General features: G+C 62.9%; 17 protein-coding genes. 7 read left to right on the top strand and 10 right to left on the bottom strand.

Going from position 1 to position 14,109, the window contains the following annotated elements; translation table 11 throughout:
• Positions 1-318: 318 nt before the first annotated feature.
• The 6 genes from ACZ6WW_RS02555 to ACZ6WW_RS02530 all read right to left on the bottom strand — a co-directional run bounded on the left by ACZ6WW_RS02555 (position 319) and on the right by ACZ6WW_RS02530 (position 5,056).
• Positions 319-1,092 (bottom strand): DUF4328 domain-containing protein, encoded by a 774-nt coding sequence (locus ACZ6WW_RS02555; protein WP_465272826.1) that lies wholly within the window; start codon positions 1,090-1,092, stop codon positions 319-321.
• Positions 1,093-1,188: 96 nt separating this feature from the next.
• A complete protein-coding gene (locus ACZ6WW_RS02550; RefSeq protein ID WP_465272825.1) occupies positions 1,189-1,893 on the bottom strand; it encodes a hypothetical protein in 705 nt (234 codons plus the stop codon).
• 113 nt (positions 1,894-2,006) lie between these two features.
• Positions 2,007-3,077 carry a uroporphyrinogen decarboxylase gene (gene hemE / locus ACZ6WW_RS02545; protein ID WP_465272824.1) on the bottom strand — a complete coding sequence of 357 codons (1,071 nt, stop codon included), beginning with the start codon at positions 3,075-3,077 and terminating at the stop codon, positions 2,007-2,009.
• Position 3,078: 1 nt separating this feature from the next.
• Positions 3,079-3,339 (bottom strand): WGR domain-containing protein, encoded by a 261-nt coding sequence (locus ACZ6WW_RS02540; RefSeq protein ID WP_281852198.1) that lies wholly within the window; start codon positions 3,337-3,339, stop codon positions 3,079-3,081.
• Positions 3,340-3,380: 41 nt separating this feature from the next.
• Complete coding sequence (gene aroB / locus ACZ6WW_RS02535) at positions 3,381-4,481, bottom strand: 3-dehydroquinate synthase (RefSeq protein ID WP_465272823.1); 1,101 nt, start codon at positions 4,479-4,481, stop codon at positions 3,381-3,383.
• On the bottom strand, positions 4,478-5,056 hold the full coding sequence (locus ACZ6WW_RS02530) for a shikimate kinase (RefSeq protein WP_281852200.1): 579 nt from the start codon (positions 5,054-5,056) through the stop codon (positions 4,478-4,480). The genes aroB and ACZ6WW_RS02530 overlap by 4 nt, the downstream gene beginning before the upstream one ends.
• 2 nt (positions 5,057-5,058) lie before the next feature.
• Between ACZ6WW_RS02530 and ACZ6WW_RS02525 the strand changes: the two genes are divergently transcribed.
• Complete coding sequence (locus ACZ6WW_RS02525; protein WP_465272822.1) at positions 5,059-5,895, top strand: NAD-dependent epimerase/dehydratase family protein; 837 nt, start codon at positions 5,059-5,061, stop codon at positions 5,893-5,895.
• A 208-nt stretch (positions 5,896-6,103) separates the two neighbouring features.
• Entirely contained in the window at positions 6,104-6,451 is a 348-nt protein-coding gene (locus ACZ6WW_RS02520; protein WP_465272821.1) for a YbjQ family protein, read from the top strand.
• Between the two features lie 3 nt (positions 6,452-6,454).
• Here ACZ6WW_RS02520 and ACZ6WW_RS02515 read toward each other — a convergent pair whose 3' ends face one another.
• Positions 6,455-7,267 (bottom strand): kinase, encoded by an 813-nt coding sequence (locus ACZ6WW_RS02515; RefSeq protein ID WP_281852203.1) that lies wholly within the window; start codon positions 7,265-7,267, stop codon positions 6,455-6,457.
• A 76-nt stretch (positions 7,268-7,343) separates the two neighbouring features.
• Here ACZ6WW_RS02515 and pdxH point away from each other — a divergent pair, with 76 nt between their 5' ends.
• From pdxH to ACZ6WW_RS02500, 3 genes are all read left to right on the top strand, one after another.
• Positions 7,344-7,931, top strand: coding sequence for a pyridoxamine 5'-phosphate oxidase (pdxH, locus tag ACZ6WW_RS02510; RefSeq protein ID WP_465273008.1), 588 nt, complete (start codon positions 7,344-7,346; stop codon positions 7,929-7,931).
• 10 nt (positions 7,932-7,941) lie between these two features.
• The gene (locus tag ACZ6WW_RS02505) at positions 7,942-8,385 is read left to right on the top strand and encodes a secondary thiamine-phosphate synthase enzyme YjbQ (RefSeq protein WP_465272820.1); all 444 of its coding nucleotides are present in this window, start codon (positions 7,942-7,944) and stop codon (positions 8,383-8,385) included.
• A gap of 266 nt (positions 8,386-8,651) precedes the next feature.
• Positions 8,652-9,455: a cobalamin-binding protein gene (locus ACZ6WW_RS02500; protein WP_465272819.1), complete on the top strand. Its 804-nt coding sequence runs from the start codon at positions 8,652-8,654 to the stop codon at positions 9,453-9,455.
• Here the strand turns inward: ACZ6WW_RS02500 and ACZ6WW_RS02495 are convergent.
• The 3 genes from ACZ6WW_RS02495 to proC are packed head-to-tail and all read right to left on the bottom strand — an operon-like array spanning position 9,427 to position 11,481.
• On the bottom strand, positions 9,427-10,041 hold the full coding sequence (locus tag ACZ6WW_RS02495; RefSeq protein WP_465272818.1) for a hypothetical protein: 615 nt from the start codon (positions 10,039-10,041) through the stop codon (positions 9,427-9,429). The two genes, ACZ6WW_RS02500 and ACZ6WW_RS02495, sit on opposite strands and share 29 nt — an antisense overlap.
• A gap of 22 nt (positions 10,042-10,063) precedes the next feature.
• Positions 10,064-10,651 carry a YggT family protein gene (locus ACZ6WW_RS02490; protein WP_465272817.1) on the bottom strand — a complete coding sequence of 196 codons (588 nt, stop codon included), beginning with the start codon at positions 10,649-10,651 and terminating at the stop codon, positions 10,064-10,066.
• On the bottom strand, positions 10,648-11,481 hold the full coding sequence (gene proC / locus ACZ6WW_RS02485; protein WP_465272816.1) for a pyrroline-5-carboxylate reductase: 834 nt from the start codon (positions 11,479-11,481) through the stop codon (positions 10,648-10,650). The genes ACZ6WW_RS02490 and proC overlap by 4 nt, the downstream gene beginning before the upstream one ends.
• A 297-nt stretch (positions 11,482-11,778) precedes the next feature.
• Between proC and ACZ6WW_RS02480 the strand changes: the two genes are divergently transcribed.
• Together ACZ6WW_RS02480 and ACZ6WW_RS02475 are read left to right on the top strand one after the other, a co-directional pair.
• A complete protein-coding gene (locus tag ACZ6WW_RS02480; protein ID WP_281852211.1) occupies positions 11,779-12,816 on the top strand; it encodes a type IV pilus twitching motility protein PilT in 1,038 nt (345 codons plus the stop codon).
• A gap of 116 nt (positions 12,817-12,932) precedes the next feature.
• Positions 12,933-14,099 (top strand): PilT/PilU family type 4a pilus ATPase, encoded by a 1,167-nt coding sequence (locus ACZ6WW_RS02475; protein ID WP_281852212.1) that lies wholly within the window; start codon positions 12,933-12,935, stop codon positions 14,097-14,099.
• Positions 14,100-14,109 lie beyond the last annotated feature (10 nt).

The raw sequence follows: 14,109 nt of genomic DNA, 5'->3' as shown, positions 1-14,109 counted from the left end.
AAATTAGACCGATGCTCCAAGGCATTGATTCTGTGAATGAAAAATCAAGGCCTTGTTTTTGCGCCGCAATAAAAATCGACCATTTTTGGATCGATTCAAGTACCGATCGAGACAAGGTCTGGCCCAACGCCGGAGGGGACGCGTCGCCTATCGCTTGTTGCTGCGCGGCTTTGCCGGTTTATGAACGAGATCGACCCGGGTCGCTCGATCGCCGCAGGCCAGATTGCTGCAGTGCGTCGAAATACGATGGCCCTGGGGATATGAAGTACACCAACGCCCCCACCTGTTGATCGGAGCGTTGGTGATCCTGGTACCGAACTAGACGTTCGCGAACACCGGGTTGTCGGCGAGGTTGACGCGTTCGCTGCCCGGGTTCGCATGGCTCTTTGCCTGCAAGCGGGTGATTTCCCAGACGACCTTGATGAACGCCGCGCTCGCAAGAACGCATACGGCGCGATAGGCGACCAGCCAGAACTCGAGGCTCATGATGTCTTCGATGTTGTTCCCCTGGGTCAACTTGCCGGTGATGTAGCCGCCGATGCTGTAGAGCAGAAACAACGTCCACCAGACAATAATCAAGGCGGGCTTGCTGTTGTCGTCCCAATCAAGCGGTTTCTCGCTGGCCAGAAAAATCTGCCGCATGGCCCTGAAGGGCCGGACCAGGTTGGCAAAGGGTACCGCGTACCAGCCCACCGCCCAGCCAGGACTGTCGTCCAGATCGTTCGCGCCCAGCGCGCGTACGTTGCATGCAACGCGATAGATCCACATGCCGCCGACGACGTAGCTGACCAGCAGGCAAAGCAGGATCAAGCCGTTGGTGACCACCAGCAACTTGTCGCCGGATGCCAGCGAAGAACGCGCGTCCACACCGGCAGTGGCACCATCCCGTACCAGACCGAGCAAGTGGTGCTCATAGATCAACACCGCGGCGTTCATGAGCAGCGCGGCGATATGCGCGCCCACGGTGATATAGGTGCCCAGAGCCAGCCCTTGAGCCGGTCGAAAAAAGTATTTGCCGCTCGTGGTCCTGTTGAGCAACTCGCTGCCTTGCAGCGCACTCTCGGGCGCGCTGTACGGATTTTCCGTCTGCATGTTCGACATCCCCCTGTCGTTCCCCCGCCAGCGGGCGCTGGCCTGTGGATCATGCGGCAGTTGAAAGTCGCAGGACAAGTGTTCGAGCGGTCTCGATCAGATGACAGGCGTCGGAGCGTTGCCTTGCATGAAGGCGTGGGTCTCGCGTTGCCAATTTGCCAGGCGGGCGACGACGCCAAGGAGACACAGCTCGGAGGCTAGAGCGAATACGGAAAACCCCAGTCGCGAATAATGGCGGTAGTCAAATTCTGCATTGGGAAAATGGATTGAGCGCCAGACCAGGATCGACGGAACGAGAATGGCTCCAATGGTTGCGATCAGCCAGAGGCGAAAGGACAGAGCCAGCCGGGCTCCCTGCGATCGAGGCGCATCGGCTTGCAAGGCTCGATGCAGGAAGTAACCGATATACGCCGTGCTGATCAGCGCAAAGGCGGCGATCGCAAGTGTGAATGGCCTCAGCTGGTCGAGCGCATAAAACGAGTGCAGGCTGAGCAACCCGAATCCCGCCAACATCAATGGAGCCCAATGGTGTGCGGCACCACGCCGTAAGGCGAGCTGATTGCGCTGGCTGACCCAAAGCCAAGCGCAGAGCGCAAACGTCATCACGATGGTTGTCGCACCGACGAAGGCGTTGAACTGCGGTGTCAGCGTCCACGGGGACAACGGAGAGACGATCGACCACTGCATCAGAGCCAGCGGCAGCGTCACGGCTAGCGTAGTGCCGCAGATGCGTAGCACTAGAAATACTTGTAAAAAACGCGTGGTCCCACGCGGATCGATGAAGCGGATCGGCGAATCCACTTCTTCGATAGCAGTGGACGGATGCTCGTACGGCGACGCTCTTTCCATGCCTGATTCCCCCGAATCGTTGCCAGCGGCGATTCTCGCACCGCTGGCCTGCGCACGACAGGGGTTCAGACTTGTCGCAGCACCTTGCCATAGGCGTGCACTTCGTCCACCAGTACCTTCACATGCTCCGGATCGACTTCCGGCGTAATACCGTGGCCAAGGTTGAACACGTGGCCGGGATGGTTGCCATAGCTGTCGAGCACGGCGCGCGCTTCGCGGCGGATGGTCTCAGGATTGGAGCGCAGTACCGACGGATCGAGGTTGCCTTGCAGCGCGACTTTGCCGGCGACGGCCTGGCGCGCGTCGGCCAGATCGATCGTCCAGTCCACACCGAGCGCGGTGCAGCCGGTATCGGCCATGGTCGACAAGTGGTGGCCGGCGCCCTTGGAGAACAGGATGATCGGCAAGTCACGAGCCGAGGCATCCGCCTTCAATGCGTCGACAACCTGCGCCATGTAACGCAACGAGAACTCACGGAACGGAGCCGGGCCAAGCAGGCCGCCCCAGGTATCGAAAATCATCAGCGCCTGCGCGCCTGCGGCCGCCTGTGCGGACAAGTACGCGGCGACCGACTGGGCCAAGGTGTCGAGCAGTTTGTGCGCCAGTTGAGGCTCGTTCCAGCACATCGCCTTCAGCCTGGCGAAATCGCGCGAGCCTTCGCCTTCGACCATGTAGCAAGCAAGCGTCCACGGGCTGCCGGAGAAGCCGATCAGCGGAACCCGGCCATGCAGTTCGCGGCGGATCAGGCTGACCGCATCCATGACATAGCGCAGCTCGCTGGCCATGTCCGGTACGCCCAGCTTGTCGATATCGGCCTTGCTGCGCACGGGATGCGCAAACTGCGGGCCCTCGCCGGTAGCGAAGGAAAGACCCAGGCCCATCGCGTCGGGAATGGTCAGGATGTCGGAGAACAGAATGGCCGCATCCAGCTCGAAGCGCTCGAGCGGCTGCAAGGTTACCTCGCAAGCCAGTTCGGGATTTTGCGCCAGGGCCATGAAGCTGCCGGCGCGCGCGCGGGTGGCGCGGTATTCGGGCAGATAGCGGCCGGCCTGGCGCATGACCCAGATCGGGGTGGTATCGGTGGGTTCGCGGCGCAGCGCCCGCAGGAAGCGGTCGTTCTTCAATGCATCGGTCATATCAACGTCCGTAGGGGCCTTCTTGTCCCTGGCTGAACATCACGCGGTAACCGCGCTTGAGTTGCGCGTCGCGTGCTTTTTCGAAGGCGACGATGGCTTCGTCGCGTTCGAGATATTGCTCGCGCTTGAGCGTGGCGCGGCCACCCTGGGTGCCGGTCTCGCGATAAAGCGTCCAGCCGCCAAGCAGATCCTGCTCCAGCACGATCTGGACATAGCGTGGGGCCTCGGCGGTGCCGGGCACGGTTTGCATATAGATGCGCATGGGGCCGAGAGTTTAGCTGGTTGTGCGGCGTGCTGTGCCGTTCAACCGGGACAGGCCTCGGTCAACACAGTCAGAACCTGGGCTTCGTCCACGCCACTGACGATCTCCGCCTGCCCGATGCCGCGCCAGAGAATCAACCGCAGAGTGCCGGCGAGGTTTTTCTTGTCCAGCCGCATCAGGCCCAGCAGCACATCGGGCTGCATGCCCGGCGGGATCACGGTCGGCAGGCCGGTGCGTTCGAGCAGGGTCTGCAATCTCGCGGTATCGGCCGCTTCGCTCAAACCCAGCCGCTCGGACAACCGCGCGGCCAGCACCATGCCGACCGCCACGCCTTCGCCGTGCAATAACGTGGTGTAGTTGCCGGCCGTTTCCAGCGCATGGCCGAACGTGTGGCCGAGATTGAGCAGGGCGCGTTCGCCCTGTTCGGTTTCATCCCGCGCGACGACGCCGGCTTTGTAGACCACCTTGCGGGCGATGGCGTCGATCAGTGTTGCCGTGTCGCGCACGGCCAGCGCATCGGCATGCTGTTCGAGCCAGCCGAAGAACTCGGGATCGCCGATCGCGGCACCCTTGATCACCTCGGCCAGACCGGCGCGGTATTCGCGATCGGGCAGGGTGGTCAGCGTGTCGGTGTCGGCGATGACGGCGCGTGGCTGGTGGAACGCGCCAATCAGGTTCTTGCCGGCGGGCAGGTTGACGCCGGTCTTGCCGCCGACCGAAGAGTCGACCATCGCCAGCAAGGTGGTCGGCATCTGGATAAAGTCGATACCACGCATCCAGCAGGCAGCCGTAAAGCCGGCCAGGTCGCCGACCACGCCGCCGCCCAGCGCAATGATGCAGGCATCGCGGGTCGCACCCAGATGCGCCAGCGCTTCGAGTGCACGGCCCACATTGGCAAAGCTCTTGTGCGCTTCGCCGTCGTCAAGCAGGAACGACGACCATTGCAGGCCATCCAGGCCCTTTGCGATGCGTTCGAGGTAGAGCGGCGCGACCGTGGTATTGCTGATCACCAGCGCATGGCGCCCACGCAAGCGGGCACGCCAATAGGCGGTGTCGTCGAGCTGCCCGGGTCCGATGGACACGGTGTAGCTGCGGTCGCCCAGGGTGACGTCGATGCGGCGAAGAAGGGAGGAGAGACTCATACGTCGGTTGTCTTCAAGGTGCCGGTATCGGCATGGTGGTGCGGAGCCTGTCGCTGCCAGGCCTGGTCGATCAGGCCGATGCTGCGCTCGCTCGCCGCGGGCACGCCTTCGAACTCGCCGGGGATGGCCAGGTCGGCGACTTCCCGATAAAAATCGACGCGTGCAAGCGACATGTTTTCCAGCCGCTCGCGGCGGTCGACGCCGGCCAGCAACGGACGCTTGGTGTCGCGTGCAAGGCGTTCGAGCTGTTGTTCGACGCTGGCCTGCAGCCAGATCACAAAACCGCGCTCGCGCAAATGCCGCCGGTTGTCGGCGGCCAATACGGCGCCTCCACCGGTAGCCAGCAAGACGCCCTGTCGTTGGCTGCATTCGTCCAGCAAGGTCGATTCGCGCTGACGAAAGCCCGCCTCGCCCTCGATTTCGAACACGGTACTCACGGGCACCCCGCAGTGGTGCTCGATCTCCTGATCAAGATCGATAAAGTGCAGCCCATAATGCGCAGCCAGACGTCGACCGATCGACGTCTTGCCGGCGCCGGTCGGACCGACGATAAAGAGATTGCACGAGGGATTCATAGGTGAACTTTAGCAGCGAACGCGTCCTGCTCGCCGGCTGCGGCGATTTGGGCCAGCGCGTAGCCCAGCGGCTTATCGATCGCGGTGCGTCCGTATGGGCCCTGCGCCGCCATCCACCCGCGTGGAAGGGGGCGCTTCGATGGCTGCGGGGCGATTTGTCCGACCCGGCCAGCCTGGCTCGCCTGCCTGCCGGTATCACCCGCATCGTGTTTCTGCCGGCACCCGACGCGCGCGACGAAGCGGCGTATCGTGCGGTATTCGTCGAGGGCTTGCGGAACCTGCTTGGTGCGCTGGATCTGGCCGTGTGCCGGCGTGTGCTCTTTGTTTCTTCCAGTGCCGTCTATGGCGAGCACGATGGCGCATGGATCGACGAGACCACGCCGCCTGATCCGTTGAGCTTCAACGGCCGCGTGTTGCTTGAAGCGGAGCAATGGCTTGGTGCGCAGGCGTTGTCGTCTGTGGCGCTGCGTCTTGCCGGTATCTATGGGCCAGGGCGCATGCAACTGGTCGAGCGCTTGCGCAGCGGCCAGGTGCGTGTGCCGCGCGACATGCCGCATTGGGCCAATCGCATCCATGTCGACGATGCAGCCGATGCGATCGTGCATCTGCTCATGTTGGACGAGGTCTTGCCGCTTTATGTGGGTGCGGATGACACGCCGCTTCCGCTGGATGTGCTCTATGACTTTCTTGCGCGACAGGTGGGTGTTCCGGTGCCAGCGGCAGGGCCTGCACCGGCGGGTGTCGGCAGCAAGCGCTTGAGTAATGCGCAGTTGCGGGAGAGTGGTTTTGTTCCTCGGTGGGGCGATGCTCGGGAAGGTTATGCGGCGTTGCTCGCCTGAGAGCCCCCCTCACCCCAACCCTCTTCCCCGGCAGAGCCAAGGGAGAAGGGCAAGTTGCGGTAGTGCGAAACGCGGACGCTTGCCTCAGTAGGCTCCCTTTCCCCTGGCTCTGCCGGGGAAGAGGGCTGGGGTGAGGGGGAACAAGAGGCGATGCGAAGCGAGCCCGCCGCCGTATAGGATGCGCAAGACACCCCACGGAGCATCGTCCATGCCTCAGCGTATCCAACCCCACCTGGTCAGTACCAGTAACGAAATTCCAGGTTTTCGCATCGTCCGCCCGGTCGGCATCGTCCGTGGCATCACCGTGCGTTCGCGCAGCGTCATCGGCAACCTCGGCGCCGCGCTGCAGACCCTGGTCGGCGGCAACATCACCATCTATACCGAGCTGTGCGAAAAAGCTCGCGAAGAAGCCTTCGAGCTGATGCTGCAGCATGCCGCCGAGCACGGTGCCAACGCGGTGATCGCGATGCGCTACGACGCCAACGATGTCGCCGAGGGCGTCACCGAAGTGCTCGCCTATGGCACGGCGGTATGGGTCGAACCGATCGCCGGATAACTCTTAGTTGTGCGTAATGCCGGTGACATGCCGGTGGTTGTCGTACTCCACCGCGCTATCGGCAAGCGACGGCAGGGTAGCCAGGGCATGGCGGCTCAGGCGTTCGTAGTGGGCAAGAAAGCGCACCATCGCCTTGGCGTCCATGGCCAGCGGAGCATGGCGGGCCAGCAGTTCTTCTTCCTGCTGGCTGCGCCATTGCCGCACGATGTCCCAGTTCGGTGCCTGCAGCACGATCAACGCGTCGAGCTTGCGCCACAACGGCTGGTAGCCGCGTAGCTGCTTGTTGACCCAGTGACGCCAGACGCAGTCGGGGTCTTCATCGCGTTCGAGCGCGTTGATCGGCGGTTCGAGTGCCGACTGCAATTGCGGTCGGATACCCAGCGCCCAGCCTTCGAGGATGATCAGCCTGGGTGGACGGGTCACCTTGGGCCAGCGTGACGGTGGCAGGCGCGTATCGCGGCCCTTGTCGAAACGCGGATAGCTGACCGGCAGCTTGTCGGAGGCATGCGGCAGGGCCGCCAGCACCGACATCAGCAGTTCGATCTCGTGGGTACCCGGCACGCCGCGGGTCCGCAGCAAAGGGTGAATCTGATGGGCGAGCACCTCGCGCTCACTGCGCGAGTAGTAGAAGTCGTCCAGCGAAAGGACTTCGGTCGGCCAGCCGCGCGCTTCGGCCTGGGCTTTCATTTCCCGGGCCAGGGTGCTCTTGCCGCTGCCTTGCAGGCCGGACAGGCCCAGCAGGTAGGGGCGCCTGGCGCGCGCGATGCGCCCGGCGTATTGATCGAGCAGGTGTTCGGCCAGGGCCGAATTCTGCATGCTAGCATCGATATTCATGCGCGCCATGATGGCGCGAGACGGCCACGAATCAAGAGTTTCCAGTCCTTATAACGTCATGCTGAATCAAGAAATTCTAGCTACCTTCCTACAACTGCTCGACGAGGCCAAGACGGCCGGCGAGCGTGAGCCCACCGCCATGACCCTGGCCACCGTCGACGGTGACGGTCGCGCCAGTTCGCGAATCGTACTGCTGAAAGGCGCCGATGAGCGCGGCTTTCGTTTTTTCACCAACTATGACAGCGACAAGGGCCAGCAACTGGCGGCTCATCCGCAGGTTGCGCTTTGCTTTCACTGGAAAGGGTTGCGCGAGGGCGTGCAGGTGCGGGTCGAAGGCGTGACGCGCAAGCTGCAAGCGCCCGAATCGGATGCCTACTTCGCTACCCGTGCACGGCAAAGCCAGATCGGCGCCTGGGCCTCGCTGCAGTCGCAGACCCTGCCCGAGCGGGCGACGTTCGAGCAGCGCGTGGCGCACTACGAGAAAGAGTTCGAAGGCCGCGACGTAACGCGCCCTCCACACTGGGGCGGGTATGTGGTTGAACCCGACATGGTCGAGTTCTGGTACGGCGCCGAGTTCCGCCTGCACGAGCGCGTGCGTTGGAACCGCCATGGCCAGACCTGGACCCACCGCCTGCTTTATCCCTGAGCCATCCGCCATGACTGCACGCGCCAAGCCAGCCGATCACGTCGCCCAGCAAGGTTTTACGGTGCACAGTCGTGGCCGTGGTTTTGTGGAGATCAGCGACGAGGTTGGCGATGTAGTCAGTGCCTCGGCCGTGCAGACCGGCATCGTCAACATCTTCGTGCAGCACACAAGCTGTTCCTTGCTGATCAGCGAAAACGCCGACCCCGCGGTGCGTGACGATCTGGAACGCTGGTTTGCACGTGCGGTGCCCGACGGCGACCCGTTGTTCCAGCACGACGCCGAAGGACCGGACGACATGCCCTCGCACGTACGCGCCATCCTCACCGGTGTCGCCCTGACCGTGCCGGTGCACGGTGGCAAGTTGGCCTTGGGTACCTGGCAGGGCATCTATCTGTGGGAGCATCGGCGCGATGCGCACCAGCGGAAAGTGATGGTGACCGTGCTCGGGCACTGAGCCGTTCAAGAAAGCGGTCCGGCTCTGTAGGGGCGGCTTCCGCCGCGCCCCGCAGTTGCGTGACTGCTTGTCGCAACTGAAAGGAACCTCGAATAACCTCAGTTTTCATCGTCGCCCCGGCGAAGGCCGGGGCCTAGCGTCTTTAGCACGCTGAGGCGTAAGGCACTGGGTCCCGGCCTTCGCCGGGACGACGGATAGGAGAGGTTTTTTTAAGAGGTTCCCTGAAGTCGCTCTTACAAATTTAAGCAAAGCGGATTACACCATTCATGCCTGACGCTTTTCCCAACCGCATCGTCTGCCTCACCGAAGAGCCCACCGAAGTCCTTTACGCCCTTGGTGAGGAGCACCGCATTGCGGGTATCTCCGGCTTTACCGTGCGACCGCCGCGTGCGCGCAAGGAGAAGCCGAAGGTCTCGGCGTTTACCAGCGCAAAGATCGGTGAAATTCTCAAACTCGAACCGGACCTGGTAATCGGCTTTTCCGATATCCAGGCCGATATCGCGCGTGACCTGATCAAGGCCGGCATCGAGGTCTGGATCAGCAACCATCGCAGCGTGGAGGGCATCCTCGCCTATATCCGGCGCTTGGGCGCGATGGTCGGCGCGGCGGAGAAGGCCGATGCCTATGCGCGCAAGGCCGAGCAGCATATCGCCGAGATCGAGGCCAAGGCCGCTTTATTGCCGCGTCGGCCCAAGGTCTATTTCGAGGAATGGGACGAGCCGCTGATTACCGGTATCCGCTGGGTGGCCGAGCTGGTGCGTATTGCCGGTGGCGACGATGTGTTTCCGCATCAGGCCGGCGAATCGCTGGCCAAGCATCGCATCCTGGAAAACCCGGATGTGGTGATCGAGCAGGCGCCGGACATCATCCTGGGCTCGTGGTGCGGCAAGCGTTTCCGGCCCGAGCGTGTCGCGGCCCGCACCGGTTGGGAGGCGATTCCTGCGGTGCGCGATGGCGAGCTGCATGAAATCAAATCGCCGCTCATCCTGCAGCCCGGGCCCGCCGCATTGTTCGACGGGCTGGACGCGATTCATGCCGTGATCAGCGGCTGGGCGTCACGCAGGGCTTGATTTCGTCGGCGATCTGCTGGGCTTGCCAGGTCTCCGGGGCGAAATGCGCGACCAGGGGCTTTTCGCCCGAGCGGGAGGCGTCCTGAGTCCAGGTCAGTTCGCCGCCGGCAATCCCCAGGGCCTCGGCGACCCGCAGCAGCGATGCCGGGGCGCTCTTGGCTGATGAGCCTTTGGGAGCGCGTTTGCCTTTCTTGGCGACCGGCGCGGGGCCGGTCATGGCCTGACTGACGGTAAATGTGTAAGGGGCCTGGCCACGGCTGCCGTAAGCGCCCACCGAGATCAGCGCCGGAGCCTGTTGCGAACCGGCCGAAAGATGCGCGCTGGGCTTCTTCGATGCCGCCGTGTTCGGACCCTCGTAGACGTCCAGGTCGAAATTGAGCCGTGCGGTGCTCATTAGTTGCAAATGCATGGAAAGGGCACCGCCCTGACCGGGCGCGCAGGTAATGGCGAGCTTTGCGGTTCGCTCGGTGCCGTCGGGTGTCCGCAGCGTCCCGTCGACAACCACTTGCGGCGTATCTGCCGAACTGTCTACCGCCGGCGCGCCGGCAAGCATGCCCGTGAACACCATCCATGCTATGGCGAACATCAAAACGACCTCTTGAGGATTGTCAGCCGACCGAGCCGATGCCCAGGGCGAGCTGCATACCGTAACCGGTTAGCGGCGCGACCACCAGCAGGCGCAGCAGGACCAGCACGATCATGGCCACCCAGGGGCCGAAATCCAGCCCGGCAGCCACCAGTTTGCCCCTCACCGGGCGCAGTACCGGCTCGACCAGGCTGCTCATCAGGCGCAGGACCGGGTGGTAGCGATCGACCTGGAACATGCTCATCAGCGACCACACGAAAATCAGCACCAGGTAGAACACCAGGATGAAGTCGAGCAGGTCGGCAAAAGACAGCAGCAACAGCCCGGCGATCCCGGGCATGCGCCCAAGCAGCACGAAGATCAGCAGGCGCTTGAGCAACATCAGTAGCCAGGCGATCAGTACCGCCGCGGTATTGATCCGCCGCCAGTTGGGGATGATTCGACGGATTGGCGACAGGATCGGATTGGTATAGCGGTAGATGAACTGGCTGAGCGGGTTGTTGAAGTCCGCCCGGCTCGCTTCCGCCAGCAGGCGCAGCACGATCAGGGTCGCCGCCGCACTGAAAACCACTTCGAGAAGAAAAGAAAACGCACTGATCAGATAGCTCATGCGCCCATCTCCTTGTCGTCCAGGGCGGCGGCCATTTCCCCGCCGCGACGGGTGGCTGCGGCAACGGCGCGGGCGGTGATGCGCGCCAGGCCGTCGGCGGCGAAGCTCTCCAGCGCGGCCTGGGTGGTGCCATTAGGAGAGGTGACGCGCTGGCGCAGTACCCCAGGGTCTTCGCCGCTTTCGACCATCATGCGGCCGGCGCCAAGGCAGGTCTGTGCGGCCAGGGCACGGGCGGTTTCGCGTGGCATGCCCTGGGCGACCGCGGCGTCTTCCATTGCCTCGACCAAGGCAAAGAAATAGGCCGGACCGGAGCCGGAGACCGCGGTGACGGTATCCATCAGGCGTTCGTCGTCGATCCAGCGGGTCTGGCCGACGGCGTCGAGCATGCGTTGCGCCTGCGCGCGCTGGGGCGGGCTGACGCGCTGGTTGGCGTACAGGCCGGTGGCGCCCGCGCCGATCAGGGCGGGTGTATTGGGCATGCAGCGCACGATCGGCAGCCCATGGCCGAACCAGCGTTCGAGCTGATCCACGCGTACGCCGGCGGCGATCGAGATCAGCAGGGGGCGGTGGCGTTGCAGGATGTCGCGCAGCTCGGCATGCAGGCTGGGCATGATTTGCGGCTTGACCGCCAGCAGCAGTACGTCGGCTTCGGCCGCGGCCAGACGACTTTCCGCAAAGCAGGCCACCCCGAATTCGCGCCCCAGTTCCTGGCGCGCCTCGGCACGGGGTTCGGCCACGCTGATGGAGGAACTGGCGATGCCCGTCTTGAGCAGGCCGCCGATCAGGCTGCGGGCCATGTTGCCGCCGCCGATAAATGCAATTCGTGTCATGCCGCTTCCTTACCTGTAGAACCTGCTTACCTTAGCGCACCGGGGGTGGCCGCGGTCATCGTCGCGTCATCGCTTATCTGGTCTAGTTGCGCACCTTTCATCAACCGTAGTTCGCACTTTGGACATAGGCCCGCCGATAAGGCTGGTGGCGCGGGCCTTGGCACGAGTAGTATCGAGTCCGCTGCACGGGGGGAACCTGCGGTCCGGGCCGGGTGCGCAAGCGCCTAACGCGTCCAGGTGCGCCCTCGGTAGCCAAAAGATAAGAACATCCGGACTTAAGGGTTTTAGGGGGAACCGATGGATATCGCCGAACTACTTGCCTTCTCGGTGAAGAACAAGGCATCGGACTTGCACCTGTCCGCCGGCCTGCCGCCGATGATCCGTGTGGACGGTGACGTGCGCCGCATCAACATTCCGGCGCTGGAGCACAAGCAGGTCCATTCGCTGATCTACGACATCATGTCGGACAAGCAGCGCCGCGACTACGAAGAATTCTTCGAGTGCGACTTCTCGTTCGAAATCCCCGGGCTGGCGCGCTTCCGCGTCAACGCGTTCAACCAGAACCGCGGTGCCGGTGCGGTGTTCCGTACCATTCCTTCCGAGGTGCTGACCCTCGAAGACCTGGCTGCGCCGCGCATCTTCCGCGAACTGATCGAGCAGCCGCAGGGCCTGATCCTGGTGACCGGCCCGACCGGCTCGGGCAAGTCGACCACGCTGGCGGCGATGGTCGATCACATCAACAAGAACGAATACGGCCATATCCTCACGGTCGAGGATCCGATCGAATTCGTGCACACCTCGCAGAAGTGCCTGGTCAACCAGCGCGAAGTGCATCGCGATACGCACGGCTTCAACGAGGCATTGCGTTCGGCGCTGCGCGAAGATCCCGACTTTATCCTGGTCGGCGAGTTGCGCGACCTTGAAACCATCCGACTGGCGCTGACCGCCGCCGAAACCGGCCACTTGGTGTTCGGCACGCTGCATACCAGTTCGGCCGCCAAGACCATTGACCGCATCATCGACGTGTTCCCCGCCGGCGAAAAGCCGATGGTCCGCTCGATGCTGTCCGAGTCGCTGCGCGCGGTCATCTCGCAGACGCTGATGAAGAAAGTGGGCGGCGGTCGTATCGCGGCTCACGAGATCATGGTCGGCATTCCGGCGATCCGTAACCTGATCCGCGAGGACAAGGTTGCGCAGATGTATTCGTCGATCCAGACCGGCCAGCAATACGGCATGCAGACGCTCGACCAGAACCTGCTCGACCTGGTCAAGCGCGGCCTGGTCACGCGTCAGGCGGCCGGTAGCTACGCGAAGAACAAAGAGCAGTTTAAATAAAGCGGAAAAGGGGAAAGAGGAAAGGGTAAAGAGGTTAAGAGCGCGCTTCGTCGCACGAGTGCTTTCCCCCTTTACTCTTTACTCTTTACTCTTTCCGTCTCCTCAGGAGACATGCAATGAGCGACTTCGACTTCACCTCGTTCCTCAAACTGATGGTCCACAAGAAGGCCTCGGACCTTTTCATCACGGCCGGCATTGCGCCGTCGATGAAGGTGCAGGGGCGTGTGGTGCCGATCACCCAGAGCCCGCTGTCGGCGCAGCAGTCGCGCGACATGGTGCTCAACGTGATGACGCCTTCTCAGCGCGAGGAGTTCGAAAAGACCCACGAGTGCCAGTTTGCGATTTCCGCGCAGGGCGTGGGCCGCTTCCGCGTCTCGTGCTTCTACCAGCGTAATTGCGTCGGCATGGTGCTGCGTCGGATCGAATCGAAGATTCCGACCATCGAAGAGCTGACCCTGCCGCCGGTGATCAAGCAGCTGGCGATGACCAAGCGCGGCATCATCATCTTCGTCGGCGGTACCGGTACCGGTAAGTCGACCTCGCTCGCCTCGATGATCGGCTACCGCAACCAGAACTCTACCGGCCACATCATCACCATCGAAGACCCGATCGAATACGTGCACAAGCACGAGGGCTGCATCATCACGCAGCGCGAGATCGGCATCGATACGGACAACTGGGAAAACGCGCTGAAGAACACGCTGCGCCAGGCGCCCGACGTGATCATGATCGGCGAAGTGCGTACGCGTGAAACCATGGAATACGCGATCAACTTCTCCGAAACCGGTCACCTGTGCCTGTGCACGCTGCATGCGAACAACGCCAACCAGGCACTGGACCGCATCTTGCACTTCTTCGCCGAGGATCGCCGCCAGCAGTTGTTCATGGACTTGTCCCTGAACCTCAAGGGCATCGTCGCGCAGCAGCTGATCCCGACACCGGACGGCAAGGCACGTCGCGTGGCGGTGGAAGTCATGCTGGGTACGCCGCTGGTGCAGGATTACATACGCCAGGGCGAGATCCACAAGCTCAAGGAAGTGATGAAGGAATCGACCAACCTGGGCATGAAGACCTTCGACCAGAGTCTGGTCGAGCTCTATCACGCCGGTGAGATCTCCTACGAAGACGCTCTGCGTCACGCCGACAGCTCCAACGAAGTGCGCCTGCGCATCAAGCTCGCGCAGGGTGGCGACGCACATACCCTGTCGCAGGGCCTCGACGGCGTGGAGCTGGAAGAAACACGCGACAGCCAGAACTTCGGTGGTGGCTTGTACCAGCGCTGAGCTGCCGGGT

The organism is Dyella sp. NPDC103356, assembly GCF_055584465.1.
Note: the sequence above shows the minus strand (reverse complement) of the source record. Positions and strands in the feature narration are given on the sequence as shown.